The sequence below is a fragment of the Bacteroides sp. RTP31139st1_H2_RTP31139_211217 genome, assembly GCF_040227615.1.
Classification (GTDB): Bacteria; Bacteroidota; Bacteroidia; order Bacteroidales; family Bacteroidaceae; genus Bacteroides; species Bacteroides uniformis.
Map to the genome: position 1 here is coordinate 12,994 of NZ_JBCNZM010000050.1, position 14,955 is coordinate 27,948.

Consider the following 14,955-nt stretch of genomic DNA (forward strand, 5'->3'; position numbering starts at 1 on the left):
GGATTACTTGAAATTCGGCAACGGTGCCGTCCAGTTTGTGCCGTCGGCTGCCGGCAATTCTTTTGCAGGGGTCAATCCGGTCAATGCGCTTTACCGCCGTTATTCCGAAGTGGACGAATACGGCGCCTGCAAGTGCATCATTTCCGGATATTGGCCGCAACGTCCGGACAAGGGACAATACACCAGGCTGGATGTGCTCTCCGAATACGACCCGCAGATGCACGCCGAGGTGTTGAAGTTTGCCGGAAAGGTGAGGGACGGTTTCATCATGCCGGTACGCGACAGCTGGAGCAACGACGACCTTTACGGCATGCCCATCTGGTGGCCCGCCTACGTTTGTGGATGGGTGGAGATAGCCCATCTTATCCCCCATTTCCTCAAGAAAGCCTACAAGAACCAGATAACCTGGAAGTGGCATGTACAGATACCGTATTCCTACTGGGAGAAGAAATACCCGTCCAAGGACTATTCTGCCAAGGAGCGTGAGGCGGCCATACAGAAGTATATGGATTCTGTGGAGCAGAACCTTTGCGGACCGGACAATGCGGAGAAGCCCATCTTCTCTCATTATGCCGTGAACGAGATGAACGGCAGGATTGAGGAGGAGTGGAAAATCAAGCCGCTGGAGAACAAATACCAGGGTAGTGACAATCTTCCGGTGTCGGCAGCCGCCAACTCGGAAATTCTGTTTGCATTGATGGTGAATCCGAATGTGCTCGGTGCAGGTATGCCCGGTGGCACCTATGCCGGCAACCAGGGCGGTTCCAATATCCGTGAGGCTTTCCTTGTGAACATTGCCAACGCGTGGATTGACCGGCAGAATATCCTGGACCCTATAGAACTCTATATCAAAATGAACGGCATGCCGGAATGCGAGCTGCGTTTCCGCAATACCGTATTAGTAACCCTCGATACCGGCAGCGGTACCAAAAAAACATTGAGCTAATGATATTCAGTGCAAAAAAATGGAACAACGGCAAGGAGCTGAAAGCGGTGATGAAGGTGAACACCGCCATCTCCTTTGACATGATGGAGGCACCGCTCCGGAATGCTTTCCGGCAATACCTCGTACCGTTATTGGGCGATGCGATGGTGGGAGAAGTGGTCGAGATATATGAATTCGGTCCAAATCCGGATGTATTGGAACAGAATACCGAAGGGGCAACCGAACGGGAGAAACTGGACAGCCGCCTGCTGGAGATCTGCAAACGCGCGAACGCGAACCTGGCGTTCTGGAACGATTTCGATGAAATCAGCATGCGTATCACCGATGCGGGCTTCCAACGTCAGAAATCCGACAACGGCGAATCATTCCAGCAGGTGTACAAGTACCAGGAAGATAACCTGCGGGCATCGTTACGCAACAAGGGGTTCAATGCGCTCGACGAGCTGCTTGAGTTTCTGTATGCCCATATAGCCGAATATCCGGAGTTCGCGTCCTCCCAGGCCTATCAGGACCGTAAATCAGCCATTGTCCGCAGTACCGCGGATGTCAATGACGTCTGTTTTATCAATGGCAGCCGGATTGTTTTCCTCCGTCTGCAGCCGCACCTGAAGTTTGCCGAGGAGATGCTCCTTCAGCCGGCCATCGGTGACAAGCTGTATGAGCATCTGATTGACGGACTGGTAAATCCCCCAGAAGACGAAGAAGCCCGGAAGAGCATGGAGCGGTTGCGCCTTGCCTGCTCCCGCTACATTGTGGCAATGGCGGTCAGACGGCTGCTGATGGAGACGGGTAGCGTCACGGACCGGGGGCTGTACTTCACCGCTGTACAGCCGGGTGAGAAGGGCAATGAGGAGAAGAGACCCGTCGATACGGAGCGCATAGCCGTACAGATCCAGAATCTGAAAACGGATGCGGACATGTACATGACCGTGCTGCTGCGTACGGTACGGAGCTGTTTTGAGAATTTCTATGAGGGTGATCCCAGGCAGATATACGACCGGGACAATGACCATAAACGCACATTCTGGACATGAGGGAGCTTCGCATTGCATACCGTAGATTCGGAATCCGCCATGAGATAATCCGCCGGGTACCTCAGAAATGGGAGGAGCTGACACCGGCACAGTTCCTGCTCGTGTCGCGGCTTTATCTTCAGGAAATAGACGAACCATCCTTCCTGAAGGAGTTCTATTCCCTGCCGTACGGGGTCGGTTCCGACACCTATTACAGTTATAAGCTGAGCGAACTGGTGGAGTTCATCAGCGACTGCCGTGTCCGGATGGACCGCTTTATCCTTCCTGCCGTCTCCGGGCTGAAAGCGCCGGGTGACCGCCTGAAGGGGATGTGTTTCGAACACTTCATGCACGTGGACACTGCTTTCAACCGATATGTCCGTGACGGCAAGGATGCCTCACTGGACACTTTCGTAGCAATGCTCTATTTGAAGGACAACGAATATATTGTCCTACCATCAGGTGGGAAAAACGGCTTATTTAGCAGGCAGAAACCGCTGATACTGCAAAAACGGATAATGAAGGTGACAAAGATTGACAGGCACGTCAAGTATGCCATATTCCTGAACTACGTTTTTGTCAAGAGGTGGCTTTCAAAGGCTTTTCCTTTCCTCTTTCCGTTGGATGATGAACCGGAGGAAAAGCGGAATAGTCCCGCCGCACCGTCAGTCAACTGGCTCGACATCTTCGACGCCTTTGTCGGTGACGATGTGGCGGTGATGGAGAAATACCAGGCGATGCCGGTGGCAACGGCATTCCGCCTGCTCAACAAAAGGATACGTGACGCCCAAAAACAGAAGAAATGACTTTTTCGGAATACATAGAGAATCTGGCTGAAAGGCATGTCGATATACGACACAAGGAGAATGATGAAGTACACTTCCTCTCATCAGAACGAGAGAAGCATACGGCACTGGACAGCGTGCTCCACTATCCGGCAGTGATTGTGGACCGTGGCTCAGGATTCGGTTACGGCGGTAATCCGGGTGCATACCGAAAAGACCGCGATTACCTGCTCTTCATTGTGGAGCATGTGTCCGACACCTCCGACTATGAGCAGATAGAGGCTGCCCTTGACAAGTGCGAGCGCATTCTTGATGAGCTGCTCAACCAAATTTTGGAAGACAAAAGGAAGAAAAGGCTGTGGCTCGCTTTTTCCTTGGAGGATGTGGAAGCGGATTATGTGGTAAACAATGATAACCAGCTTTATGGCGTGGTTGCGGCAATACATCTGTCCGAACTTTACAAGGTTTTGAATTGCCGCAATGCATTTTTATGATACAGTATGTCTGATACACTTACAACATTGAAGGAGCTGGCGGCACAAGTGCGTGGTGCCACCCGAAAAGGTGAGAATACGGCTGAACGTGTCGGGCGTCTCTTTGTGGGCATCCTTGCCCTCATGGAAGAATCCGAAATTTCATTCGAGCCTTCCGAGGGATACGATACGCTTGGGACATTGAAGGAACTGGCGGCACAGGTACGCAGTGCTACCGAGGACAGTGAGAATACCGCCGAACGTGTCGGACGTGTTTTTGCCGGCATCCTGGATCTGCTGGAGCAGTCCGGTATCGAGTTCGATACTGCCGAAGGAGATGATTCCATAGAGATTCTGCAGTCCCTTTCCGACCAGGTACGTGGTGCCACCCGAAAAGGTGAGAATACGTCCGAACGTGTGGGGCGTCTCTTTGCGGGTATCTTGAATCTTTGGGCAATGAGAGCGGAGGACTGGAACAAGGTCATACCGCCCGTCTATGTCCGCAGCGACAACGGACGGCAATATCTCGGCATCTACAACGCGACCAAATCGGTCATGGAGGACTATCCCGACGGTCTGACGCAGGATGTGACGATAACATGCACCCAGACCAACATAGACTACAAGGGCAACAGATACCAGGATGAGGACAGCATGTGGAGCGTGGAGATGAAAGGCTGGAACCAGGATACCGCACATATACTTACCATTGACGGGGCCGGCAAATGCACACTCGACGGCCGCGGTTTCGGTGGCATACATATCGAGGATTGCAGTAACATCATCATCCGGGACATCACCTTCCTGAACTTCAATACCTACGAGGGTGTTTATGCACCGGAGGAGCCCGCCTGCATCTATGCCACAAACATCTCCAAACGCAAGCCTTGCCGCAACCTGTACTTTGAGAACCTGACCGTCAAAGGGCAGAGCACCAAGAGTCCGAACTCCAATTACCGCACCCGCTACGGCATTACGGTCAAAGGATACGAGAATGTGTGTCTCCATAATATCCGTATGTCGCAGGTCGTTGTCCAGCCGATTTCCATTACAGACGCGAATACCGTCTATATATCAAAGATAAGATTCTCCGAATCAGTGATGCAGGCCGAAGTGGTCGGGCACCCGTCAATCATGAGCCTTTCGGCAACGGATGTCTATATCATGGATTGTGACATAGACGGCAGCCATTACAATGAGGTAGCCATTTCCGTAGGCAAGGTCAAACAACTGTTCTTAGAGCGTAACCATATCTACAAGACCTGCGGACCGGTCATCGGAATAAGCAATGAACTCGGCGCGGACAAGATATTCATATCCGGCAATTACATGCATGATAACATGGAGCTTCCGAAATACCAATGGGACTGCACGTGGTTCACGTTCCCCGGCATGTCCAAGGAAATAATAATCGCGAACAATACCTTCGTGTTCAGCAGCGGCTATTTCCAGGAGTTTTTCGCGCGTTCGAGCACTTCCGCTATCGAAAGGCTGGTCAATGTGAACAATATATTTGTCCGGCACAATGAGCAGAATCATGGCATCTTCATCCTTTCGAGCGTCCATAGCCTCATAAGTGGCAGTAATATTTATAATAAGGAGACCGTATTGTACTCCATGGCCGACAATACTTCACCGGTGTATTTTGCCGGAAACAACCAGGGAAACCTTGCGTACATACAAGCACAGGGATATGAGGCTGGCACGGCACAGATTACCGACGGGAGCGCCATCCTGATGGATGACCGCCCGTGTCTGACAGCGGAACTGGCAGCCATTCACAAGAGCGTCGCGGAATATGTACGTGAATTCGATTACAAGTACCAGACGAATGACCGGGACAATACCAGCATCGGCTGTGACAACTACTACAGCGTCGAGTTTGACGAGACAGCCGACACCACCGATGGCTACGACGGTATAAACCGTTACAGCAATGAAGTCTTCAGCAGCGCTGCCCAATACAGTATGCCGTCAGACCAGACCCTGGTGTTGCTTGCACGGTCCAAGAACCGGGACAGGATGGTTGTGTTCAACATAACCAAATCGGACGATGTCGGTAACCGGATTGTATCTGTCGGCCGCCTGGCATCGTTCTCCATCCGTCCGAAGCTTGACGGGAACGGAGAATATACAGCAGACCAGTTATATGATGTAACCATTGAATAATGATGAATATATGAAATACCACGAGATTCTGAAAGCCCTGATCGGCATTCCCTCCTTGTCCGCAAGACTTGACAACCCTTTCCCTCTGGTCGGGGACAAAGTTACCATATCAAGTACAAGCGAATGGGTGAGGCAACACGAGTATCTGCTTGATGGTGGAGCCGGGCCTGAACGGTCTGTCCTGGATTGTGTACTGGGAAAATCCTCAGAGACTGTAGATATGTCTGCCGCAGGTGAGTTCATACAGAGCGTCAGTGTATCCAACGATAGCGGCAACGCTTCTGTCAGGAAAATCGCATATCCGATGCTTCCCGCCACCGAGCCCTATTTTATGGTTACCGCCACTGAGATAGTGCGTGTCGGGGAAAGGGGCTATCTTTCGATATATGCCGAAAACGGTTATGCCACTTCCCGCAACAATACCATCGTTGCGCGTATATACAAGGAGAATGAACCGGAACCAGTGAAAACCGTCGGCTTTGACACGAGCCGTCCAGGACCGACTGTCTGGGCGGCATCCCCCTATACCTTCGATGCTGTGTCCGACCGTGGAATATACGATGTGGAGGTGGACGTGACAGATGTCCTGACCGGTGTGACTTTTACCAAACGTATCAACAAGCTCATAACCGTTACCCCCGCGCTTGCCCCCCGTGATGAAGCGGTTGAGTATCTCGTCCCCGACGCCAAGATTGTGGGTGGAGCCGAGAGCTGGATTATAGACGGTAAGGATTATCCGGCAGGCTGTACGGTTATCCTAAAATATGACCCGCAGTTCGGTGAGAGATACCCCATGCGTCTGCGTCTTGACAATTTCAAGGGCACGCGGGAGAATCCGATCATTTTCACGATAGATACTGAGGAGCCGTTTGAATTCAACTGGTTCTATTGGTTCGGCATACTCTTCAATGACTGCGCCCATATCGTCTTTGACGGTAGGGGCTATCATAATCTAGATAAGGGGTTCAGAATGATTGCCATGCCGGAATTTGCGAATATCGCCATACAAGTCACCAACTATTCGAACGAGCTTGAATTCTTTGGTATCGAGATCGACAAGGCGGATTTTGCCGGATTCATGATCAAGACAGACCCCACGGCCGATAACCCCCAGGGGTGGTGGCCTGCCTATAGGCTGGAAAATCTCAGGCTCCATCATAACCATATTCATGACACGGTCGGAGAAGGGAGCTATCTGGGACACTACAGTCCTAATTATTATACCGGTACCAACAGCAACGGGGAGGAGGTCAGATACCGTGCGCACCACTTGTACAACACCCGCATATACCGTAATATCTATGAGAATCAGGGTTATGACAACTTCCAGCTCAATAATGCCGAAGATGCCGAGATATGCTATAATGAATTCATCAATGGCGGTAACCGTATGGAGAAGGACCAGACATCGGCTCTTGCCCTCGGTCTCAGTGGCAAAATATACAACAATGTCATACGCGGGCATTTCGGCCCTGCCATCCAGTGCCTGTGCATGGGTGATGTGGAGATTTTCAACAATATCATCGCTCCCGGCACGGAAGTCTCAAGCGCTTTCTATCTGGGGGGCTTCCAGGAACCCCCGCAGTCCGATTATGATACCGGGTTGACAATAGGGCATCTGATTAATATACATAACAACATCCTCTTCTCGTATGGCGTGCCATATCTGTTCAGTCAGGCGAACAAATGCAAGAATGTCCGTATTCTGGACAACTTCTGTGTACATAAGGGAGCCTGGGGAGGTCAGGCGGCGGATATAATGTCCGGTTGGAAAGTAGAGGGGAACATGGAACTGGAATACCCGCGTTACCCTTTCGATTTCCAGGCTATTGACGAGCGGTACAAGATTGCCGATTCCATCAATCTGGACTATCGCATTGCCGCCTCCTCGCCTCTGGTTGAAGGAGGATGCGGCGACAGTTTCCGTTTTGATTTCAACGGCTATAAAAATTGGTACGACAAGGTGTTCCCTATAGGCCCTTTCCTTGGGAAATATAGGAGTCCGGACATCGTGGATGCCCTTTTCGGACTGTCATCCATTGTGATAGACGGAGGTGCCGCCAGTACCTTGAGCAATAAGGTCAGCGTGCGGATGAATTGCAAGGGTGAGGTGACACATTACCGTATAAGTGAGAAAAGGGACTTTTCCGACACGGTGTGGTCGGAGTGGAGCGGTGATACCGTAGAATTCACATTCCTTTCCACAGGACCGAAGACATTGTACTGCCAGATAAAGTCGTCTACGGAAGAGAGCGCTGTTAAATCCGCATCCATCATCTATCAGGAAAGCCCGTTGGTACTGTCCTCTGTCGTGATAGAGGACGGTGTTCCTGAAAAGAACGGAAAGACTGTGAGTGTTGAAATATCATACAGCGGTTCTGTCATGCCCCGATACTACCGTGCAGGTGAAACGGAGGATTTGACCTCTGCCGGTTGGACTGCGTTTACGGAACGTTTCTCCTATACGTTTGATACAACGGGCGCGAAGACCTTGTATGTACAACTGATGGACGGATTCGGGCAGATGACTGAAACCCGGTCCGCAAGCATCACCATCAATCCGCCGCGTAAGGCAGTGGTCAGTATAGGATGGGCCTATGATGATGTTGCCCCCGGATGTGTGTTTGACAGTGGGCTTGGCATCAATAGGATGAATTACTCGGCGACAGCCCGGACCTTTGTATGGGATTCCGGGGAAGATGCCGGAACTGTCGTCAAAGGGGACTCCGTCAATTTCAATGAGGATATCAGGGTCGGTGGTGCAACTACAGGTGACGATAGTGGCATGTATCCGGACAGTGTGTTGGAGAAATATGTCAGGTATAACGGTTTCCCGCAGAATACATACGGACACAGGACAGCCTCGATACATCTCTCTCCAGGGACATACCGTCTGCGGCTGTTCTGTTCCCTGAACTCCACTTATAAGAACTCCACGGAATTCATGAAGGTACAGACCGTCGTGGACGGTGTTGCCAATGTGTTTGAACTGCCGGACGGTTATGATGTCATAGGCAATCTCACCCGATGGCTTGAACAGGAAATCACCGTACCGGAATCGGGAATGTTCGAATTGCAATGGGGGATGGAGAATGCGACAAAAGGATGGATGGAGGTTCCGCTGAATATTATAGAAATAGAAGAAACGTAAGATAATGAAATATATAAAAGTAGTATGGCTAAAGCAGAAATCTTATTCAAGGTCATCCGCAAATGGGAAGGCGGATGGAGTGACCACAAAAATGACAAAGGTGGCAAAACCAATATGGGGATAACCTTGTCTACGTGGAAATCATGTGGTTATGACAAGGATGGTGACGGAGATATTGATGCGGATGATTTACGCATGATTACTCCGGATGACGTTTTTCATGTTTTCAAGAAGTATTATTGGGACCGTTACCAAGCGGACTTCATACACAACCAGTCCATTGCGAACATCTGTGTGGATTGGGTGTGGGCCTCCGGACGTCCCGGTATCACAAGGGTACAACAACTACTGCAAATCAATGTAGACGGCATCGTAGGTCCTCAGACGGTTGCAAGTATCAATCTGGCCAACCAACGGCAGCTGTTCGAAGCTATCAAGACAGACAGAATCCGGTTTATTGAAGAAATCTGTAAAAGGGACCCGTCGCAGCTTGTATTCCGGAAAGGATGGCTGAACCGGGTCAATGATTTCAAGTTCTCTGTCCGCTGAATTCTTGTCCTTTTTTCCACTCTTTTCAGCCTTTAGTTTTGTGTCCGGAACTAAAGGCTTTTTTATGGCAATAACTGAAGAAAAGAGTTTAATGACCTCCGAGAAATTCAATCGAGGAGTTGAGAACTGGACGTGGAAAGTCAGGAATACCTCCGTAAATATTCTACAACGGACACACGCAACCGGCAGATTGCGTAGGGAACTGCAATCCCGTTGGCTGAAAGACCGTGAAGGTGGACCGGCTTATGTCGGTCTGGGTTTCCGCTTTGCCCGGTATGGTGCGTACCGGGAGTATGGCGCCGGGCGTGGATATATCGTCAAGAACGGAATTATAATGAAGGGACATTCGGCATGGAGCGATAAGAAGAAACGTCAGGAACTGCGTTCTTTACGTGTTTCTGAATATCGTATCCGGCGCATGCGTACCGTTGATGAACACTATGCCGTTATCCGGCGAAGTCCCCTACCCTGGTTAGACCCTCCCATTGTGGATAACATCGAATCACTGGCAGATTTATCCGGAGAGTATTACGGTGACCAGGCACTCAAGAATGTGCTTCAGAAGTTTGATAAAATAACAATTGAAAAACGTTATGGCAAAAAGTGACAAGACTGTCAAAAGAGGTGTCTACTTGTACATCGATGGCAAGGAAATTAAGAATGACATCAATTCCATTGATTTGGAGATGAAACGCCTACAGCGTGACATTAAGGAAATGACACGCGGCTCTGAGGAATACAACCGCACCATGGCGAAGATACAGCATCTTCAGGGGATTTTAAAACAGCATCGCCAGGAGATAAAAGGCATCACCACCGAAACCAAGAAAGCGACTGTCAGTATTGGCAGTATGGTAGACTGGTTCAACCGTTTCGGTGGAGTTATCTTGTCCGTAATAGGTTTCCTTACCGGTTTTACCCTTGCCTTGCGCGCCATCAGAGACGAACGCAACAAGTTGGAGGAGTCCCAGGCCGGGCTGAAAGCCTTGACCGGACTTGATGATGACAGCATTGCCTGGTTGACCGGGCAGGCCAAGACGCTTTCCACCACCATGACAAAAGAGGGCTTGCGTGTCCGCCAGTCGGCAGCCGAAATCCTGGATGCGTTCATGCTGGTCGGTTCGGCCAAGCCGGAACTGCTTGGTGACAAGGAAGCGCTCAAGGCTGTTACGGAGGAAGCCATGCGGTTGCAGGCGGCAGCCAAGGACATTACCCTGAACGAAGCGGTTGATTCACTTACCTTATCACTCAACCAATATGGGGCGGCAGCAGACCAGGCAGGACGGTTTACCAACGTATTGGCTGCCGGCTCCCAGGCAGGTTCCGCCAATATCGCAAGCCAGGCAAAGGCTATCCGGAATGCAGGTACCGCAGCGGCTTCGGCCAATGTTCCCATTGAACAGACGGTCGCATTGATTGAAACGCTTGCCTATCGGGGTATAAAGGATGAAGTGGCCGGAACGGGATTGAAGAAATTCTTTCTGGTTCTTCAGACCGGAGCGGACGAGACCAACCCTAAAATCGTCGGGTTGGATAAGGCACTGGAGAATCTGAAGAACAAGAATATGGATGCAGGCGCCATCAAGAAGATGTTCGGGGAGGAAGGCTACAATACCGCATCCGTAATCCTTCAGAACACGGAGATGGTGAAAGACTTCACCGCTGCCGTCACCGGTACCAATGTGGCGTATGAGCAGGCGGCCATAAACAGTGATACTGCACAGGCCAAACTGGAGCAGGCACGCAATAAGATGAAGCTGGCAGCCATTGATTTGGGAGAGAAACTGAATCCGGCTCTGACGGTGAGTACGAATATGCTGACCAATGTGCTCAAGTATTTGCCGGGATTGATTGACTGGTGCAAAAAATGGGGTGGTACTGTATTGTGGCTTAGTACGATATTGCTTGTATATGCTACCCGGCTGAAGATAATTACAGCATGGTATTCTATTTGGAATTCACTTACCAAAATTGCGACAGTTCTCAATTTGGCTTATGCCGCATCAATGAATACATTGTCTGGTTATACAGTGACATCATTTGGAAACTTGCGTAAATTATCAATGCTCATGCAAGGACATTCTGTTTTACTTAAATCACTACGTACCGCCACTTATTTATATGCCGCTGCCGTGCAGGTTTTACACGGGCGCGTTGATTTGGCTGCCAAATCGCTGAAAGCAGCTTGGACTATTATGTCCAGCAATCCGATTGGCTTACTGGTTACATTAGTTCTTGCAGCAGCTACCGCATCCTACAAACTGACACAACGCACCAAAGCTTATTACGACCTAAATAAAGTCAATGAGAAAATTACAGAAAAATCAAATGATGAATATGCGCGTCAATCATCACTGATTGAACAGTTGACCACCAAAATACACAATAATAATCTTTCCAATTTTGAACGTAAAAAGGCAATTGTACAATTGCAGGCTATTATTCCGGATTATAATGCAGAGATTGATAAAGAGGGCAAAATCATCAATGAAAACACAGAGGCACTTGACCGATATAATGCCGTATTAGCAACCAATATCGAATTAAAAGAGGCTGCCGACGAACTGGATAAGCACCGGATCAACCTGATGCGCCTTCAAAAATCCCCGGCATTGAGTGACAATTCACCGATGGGGTCGATGGCTCGCGAGGATGTTCGCAACAAGATTTCCCAAGAAGAAGAGATTGTTGAATCTTTAACTGCACGTTATAAGAAACTGGTACAAGAAAAATGGAAAGCATTGAATCCGAACACTCCTAAAAACAATCCCACCGGAGGCAATGACGGTGGAAAATGTCCGATATGTGGAAACAAACCTTGTACCTGCGATAAAAACAACACTTCCAAAGACAAGTTCGCCCAAGCTGAAGCCGACTACTACCGACGTATCGCTGACATCAAACGGAAGTACCTCGCTGACGATAAGATGACCCAGGAAGAATACAACAAGCAGATGCGGGATGCAGAAATACAACTGCTCAACGATAAGCTGAAGGTCAAGGGGCTTGAGCCTTCAGAGATTCAACGTATCAATGACCAAATACTTGATGCGGAAATAAAGGCGCGTGATGAATTGCGCAGGCTTGATGAACAGTCTGCCAAGGATGAAGAGAAACGCCGTAAGGAGCAGGCAGAAGAGACGTTTTCCCGTTTGGACAAAGAGTACCAAATGCAGGTGGAAGCTGCCGCCATGTATCATTATGAAAACAGGACTTCCGAGGAGGAGTATTTCAATGAGCTGCGCAGACTGCAAGATGTATATTACCATAAGGTTCTCAATGACGCGGCAATCAGTGAGGAGAAGAAAAACCAGGTACGTGAACAGATGCGTAAACGTAATCTGAAGGATGCCCAAAAAGATGCTGAAGAAGAAAAACGGATTGAACGTGAGAAGTTTGACATACTGTCTGACCTGGCGAAAGGCTTCGGAGAGACCATGGCGCAATTCTTCACGGACTCCGAGGTGTCTCTCAAGGACTTCCTGAAGAATATTCTTACTATGTCGCTTGATGCGTTGGAACGTATGATGATTATGGCCGTTACCGAACGCACCATCAAGAATATAGGTTCACTCGGCTTCGTAGGTGTAGCTAAAGCTGCCGGAGAGATTGCTCTGATAACTGCCGCATTTGAGACAGCCAAAGGGCTTATCTCCAATTTCTACACCGGCGGCTTTACTCCGTCCGGTGACTGGAATCAGCCGCAAGGTATTGTACATTCCAATGAATTTGTCGCCAACCGTTTTGCTGTGGCCAACCCGAATCTGCGACCGATATTCGACGCCATTGACGTGGCACAGCGTAGCGGTAATGTTGGTAATCTGACAGCTGAAGACATAGCGGCTGTAGCAGGTTCCGGAAAGAGTACACGTACCGTACCAGCCAAGGCACCTGCTGCCAGCGCCACAACGACGACCAATGACCCGGCTATGGTGGCGATGCTGATAGAATGTACCCGCGTATTGCGGAAGCTTAAAAACAGGCTGGATGCCCCTTTGGTAGCGGAAACTTATGTTACCGGCAAACGGGGTATCAACCAGGCACAAAAAGAATATCAGAAGTTGAACAACAATAAATCACGCAACAAGCAATGACAGAATTATACATTGACGGGCAATTGGCCGCCCTTCCTGAAGGGTTCAACATTACGTTCACCTCCGAGAATCCGTATTTCACCCGCAGTTCCAATTACTCCTTGGACATAGAACTCCCCATGCCTGCCAATCATGCCATATTCAAGCACGTGAACAGACTGGATGTGACGAAAAAAAAGACTATCCTTCCGGCCACACTCATCGTTGACGCCAGATGCCTGCTTTACGGCAGTGCGGTTTTACTCTCAGTAGAAGATGCACTGGTTAAGGTACAGCTCGTATCGGGTAATGCGGAATTTAATCTGCTGACGAATGATGATCTGTATATTGACGAACTTGATTTAGGTACAATCAGTTGGCCGAACAACAATCAGAACCGTTTCCAGCCACCTGCCAATATGGTGAACTACTACGGTTCGGTGGACGACATTGAAGCTGTATGGTTGCCGGTGTTCTATCAGGAAGCCAAATGGGAGAATCTTCAGAACGATGCAATCTATGAGTTCGGCACGAACAATTTTACCCTTTGCCCCTATTATGGCCGTCGATGTGTACAACCATACCTTTTGACAGTCATCAAGAGAATAGTGGAGTATTTTGGCTATACATTCGATACCTCCTTCTTTGATAACAATTTCTTGCGGAACGTTTATGTATGCAGCGCGGTAAGCAGCAACCGGGTGGCCGCCGCATTGCCGCACTGGACTGTTTCCGAATTCTTTGATGAACTGGAGAAATTCCTTTGTGCGGTTACGGTGGTCAACGAACGCACCAAAGTGGTGAGTCTCGTAGGGCTTAACGATTATTTTACAGAATCCGGAAAGGAGATAATTCCTGCATCTTCCCTGCTACGGGAGTTCACTGTGGATATTGAAGATGAAAAGAATGAGAAAGACTTGAGCACTGGCAATGTGGGCTACAATCTGCCTTCCCATACGGATGACGGCTATCTGCGAATTGAAAGGGACATCATAGAGGCTGCATACAAACAAGAATATGATTCTTACGATGCAATGCTGGCCGCATACAATGGAATGGGTGACAGTGACAAGAAAAGTACAATCTTTATTGTTGGCAAACGGTATTATATCAACTACAATGAAAATGATAAGAATACGCTGCGTGAAGTCAATTTGTATGCGGATTTAATCCGTGACCCGGAATCGTCCGATGTAGAGACCTCACTCGGAATCGTCCCGGCTAAAATTATTCAGTTCAATGTCGGCGTGTATGGCTCTGTAGCTGATTACGATTTGTCCCGTCCGTACACCTCCATGGTATTGAACATACCCGCGGTGGGCTACCAGGCTACTGTTGCCAAGCAGGAGCGCTTCAATGTCCAGGAAGCCATAAACGGTGACGTGGAGCTGAAGGAGAAGCAGGAAAAAAACGGGCACATGGAAGTGGCTGTCAATACCGGCAAGTTCAACCGGCAGAACGTAACTTACAGCGGTCAGACACATGCCTATGATTATGCCTATCCTTTTACGGACTACCAGCAGAAGACCGAAGCACAGCTCACGGACTTCCTTCCGTATTCCCTAAGCTTGAACGATGTTTGTCCGGACAGTGTCGGACATCGGTTGTCGACACTCAGTCTGTTTCACTCCAATATCCCTTACACAATCCAGTTCCAAGCCAATAAGCTGCCAGATGTGAATAAGGTGTTTCTTATAGGCAACAAGCAGTATTTGTGCGAGAAGATTGAGACGGAAATAGATGTTGATGGATTAAGCAAGGTACTGAAGGGGACTTTTTACCGGATAGAATAATAA

At 49.3% G+C, this 14,955-nt stretch carries 10 protein-coding genes; all 10 read left to right on the plus strand.

Translation table 11 applies throughout. From position 1 onward, the window contains the following. Positions 1-946 (plus strand): hypothetical protein (locus ABUA47_RS10520; protein WP_349831594.1); only part of this gene is annotated, 946 nt, incomplete at its 5' end. Further along, positions 946-1,980, plus strand: a complete 1,035-nt coding sequence (locus ABUA47_RS10525; protein WP_005829020.1) for a DUF6712 family protein — start codon at positions 946-948, stop codon at positions 1,978-1,980. The genes ABUA47_RS10520 and ABUA47_RS10525, both read left to right, overlap by 1 nt. Then, positions 1,977-2,765, plus strand: coding sequence for a hypothetical protein (locus ABUA47_RS10530; RefSeq protein ID WP_005829021.1), 789 nt, complete (start codon positions 1,977-1,979; stop codon positions 2,763-2,765). Before ABUA47_RS10525 ends, ABUA47_RS10530 begins: the two co-directional genes overlap by 4 nt. Continuing rightward, positions 2,762-3,238, plus strand: coding sequence for a hypothetical protein (locus ABUA47_RS10535; protein WP_005829022.1), 477 nt, complete (start codon positions 2,762-2,764; stop codon positions 3,236-3,238). The genes ABUA47_RS10530 and ABUA47_RS10535 overlap by 4 nt, the downstream gene beginning before the upstream one ends. A 6-nt stretch (positions 3,239-3,244) precedes the next feature. Beyond that, the gene (locus ABUA47_RS10540) at positions 3,245-5,386 is read left to right on the plus strand and encodes a hypothetical protein (RefSeq protein ID WP_008664696.1); all 2,142 of its coding nucleotides are present in this window, start codon (positions 3,245-3,247) and stop codon (positions 5,384-5,386) included. 10 nt (positions 5,387-5,396) lie between these two features. Then, positions 5,397-8,537, plus strand: a complete 3,141-nt coding sequence (locus ABUA47_RS10545; protein WP_005829026.1) for a hypothetical protein — start codon at positions 5,397-5,399, stop codon at positions 8,535-8,537. Positions 8,538-8,561: 24 nt separating this feature from the next. Beyond that, the gene (locus ABUA47_RS10550; RefSeq protein ID WP_005829027.1) at positions 8,562-9,086 is read left to right on the plus strand and encodes a glycoside hydrolase family 108 protein; all 525 of its coding nucleotides are present in this window, start codon (positions 8,562-8,564) and stop codon (positions 9,084-9,086) included. 64 nt (positions 9,087-9,150) lie between these two features. Continuing rightward, entirely contained in the window at positions 9,151-9,693 is a 543-nt protein-coding gene (locus ABUA47_RS10555; protein ID WP_005829029.1) for a hypothetical protein, read from the plus strand. After that, positions 9,680-13,180, plus strand: a complete 3,501-nt coding sequence (locus ABUA47_RS10560) for a phage tail tape measure protein (protein ID WP_005829031.1) — start codon at positions 9,680-9,682, stop codon at positions 13,178-13,180. The genes ABUA47_RS10555 and ABUA47_RS10560 overlap by 14 nt, the downstream gene beginning before the upstream one ends. Further along, complete coding sequence (locus tag ABUA47_RS10565) at positions 13,177-14,952, plus strand: hypothetical protein (RefSeq protein ID WP_005829033.1); 1,776 nt, start codon at positions 13,177-13,179, stop codon at positions 14,950-14,952. The genes ABUA47_RS10560 and ABUA47_RS10565 overlap by 4 nt, the downstream gene beginning before the upstream one ends. Positions 14,953-14,955 lie beyond the last annotated feature (3 nt).

What these genes read in the sequence shown, in the direction of transcription:
- ABUA47_RS10545 (WP_005829026.1), top strand. Translation starts at nt 5,397, where the DNA reads ATGAAATACCACGAGATTCTGAAAGCCCTGATCGGCATTCCCTCCTTG.
- ABUA47_RS10530 (WP_005829021.1), top strand. Translation starts at nt 1,977, where the DNA reads ATGAGGGAGCTTCGCATTGCATACCGTAGATTCGGAATCCGCCATGAG.
- ABUA47_RS10560 (WP_005829031.1), top strand. Translation starts at nt 9,680, where the DNA reads ATGGCAAAAAGTGACAAGACTGTCAAAAGAGGTGTCTACTTGTACATC.
- ABUA47_RS10565 (WP_005829033.1), top strand. Translation starts at nt 13,177, where the DNA reads ATGACAGAATTATACATTGACGGGCAATTGGCCGCCCTTCCTGAAGGG.
- ABUA47_RS10550 (WP_005829027.1), top strand. Translation starts at nt 8,562, where the DNA reads ATGGCTAAAGCAGAAATCTTATTCAAGGTCATCCGCAAATGGGAAGGC.
- ABUA47_RS10555 (WP_005829029.1), top strand. Translation starts at nt 9,151, where the DNA reads ATGGCAATAACTGAAGAAAAGAGTTTAATGACCTCCGAGAAATTCAAT.
- ABUA47_RS10525 (WP_005829020.1), top strand. Translation starts at nt 946, where the DNA reads ATGATATTCAGTGCAAAAAAATGGAACAACGGCAAGGAGCTGAAAGCG.
- ABUA47_RS10540 (WP_008664696.1), top strand. Translation starts at nt 3,245, where the DNA reads ATGTCTGATACACTTACAACATTGAAGGAGCTGGCGGCACAAGTGCGT.
- ABUA47_RS10535 (WP_005829022.1), top strand. Translation starts at nt 2,762, where the DNA reads ATGACTTTTTCGGAATACATAGAGAATCTGGCTGAAAGGCATGTCGAT.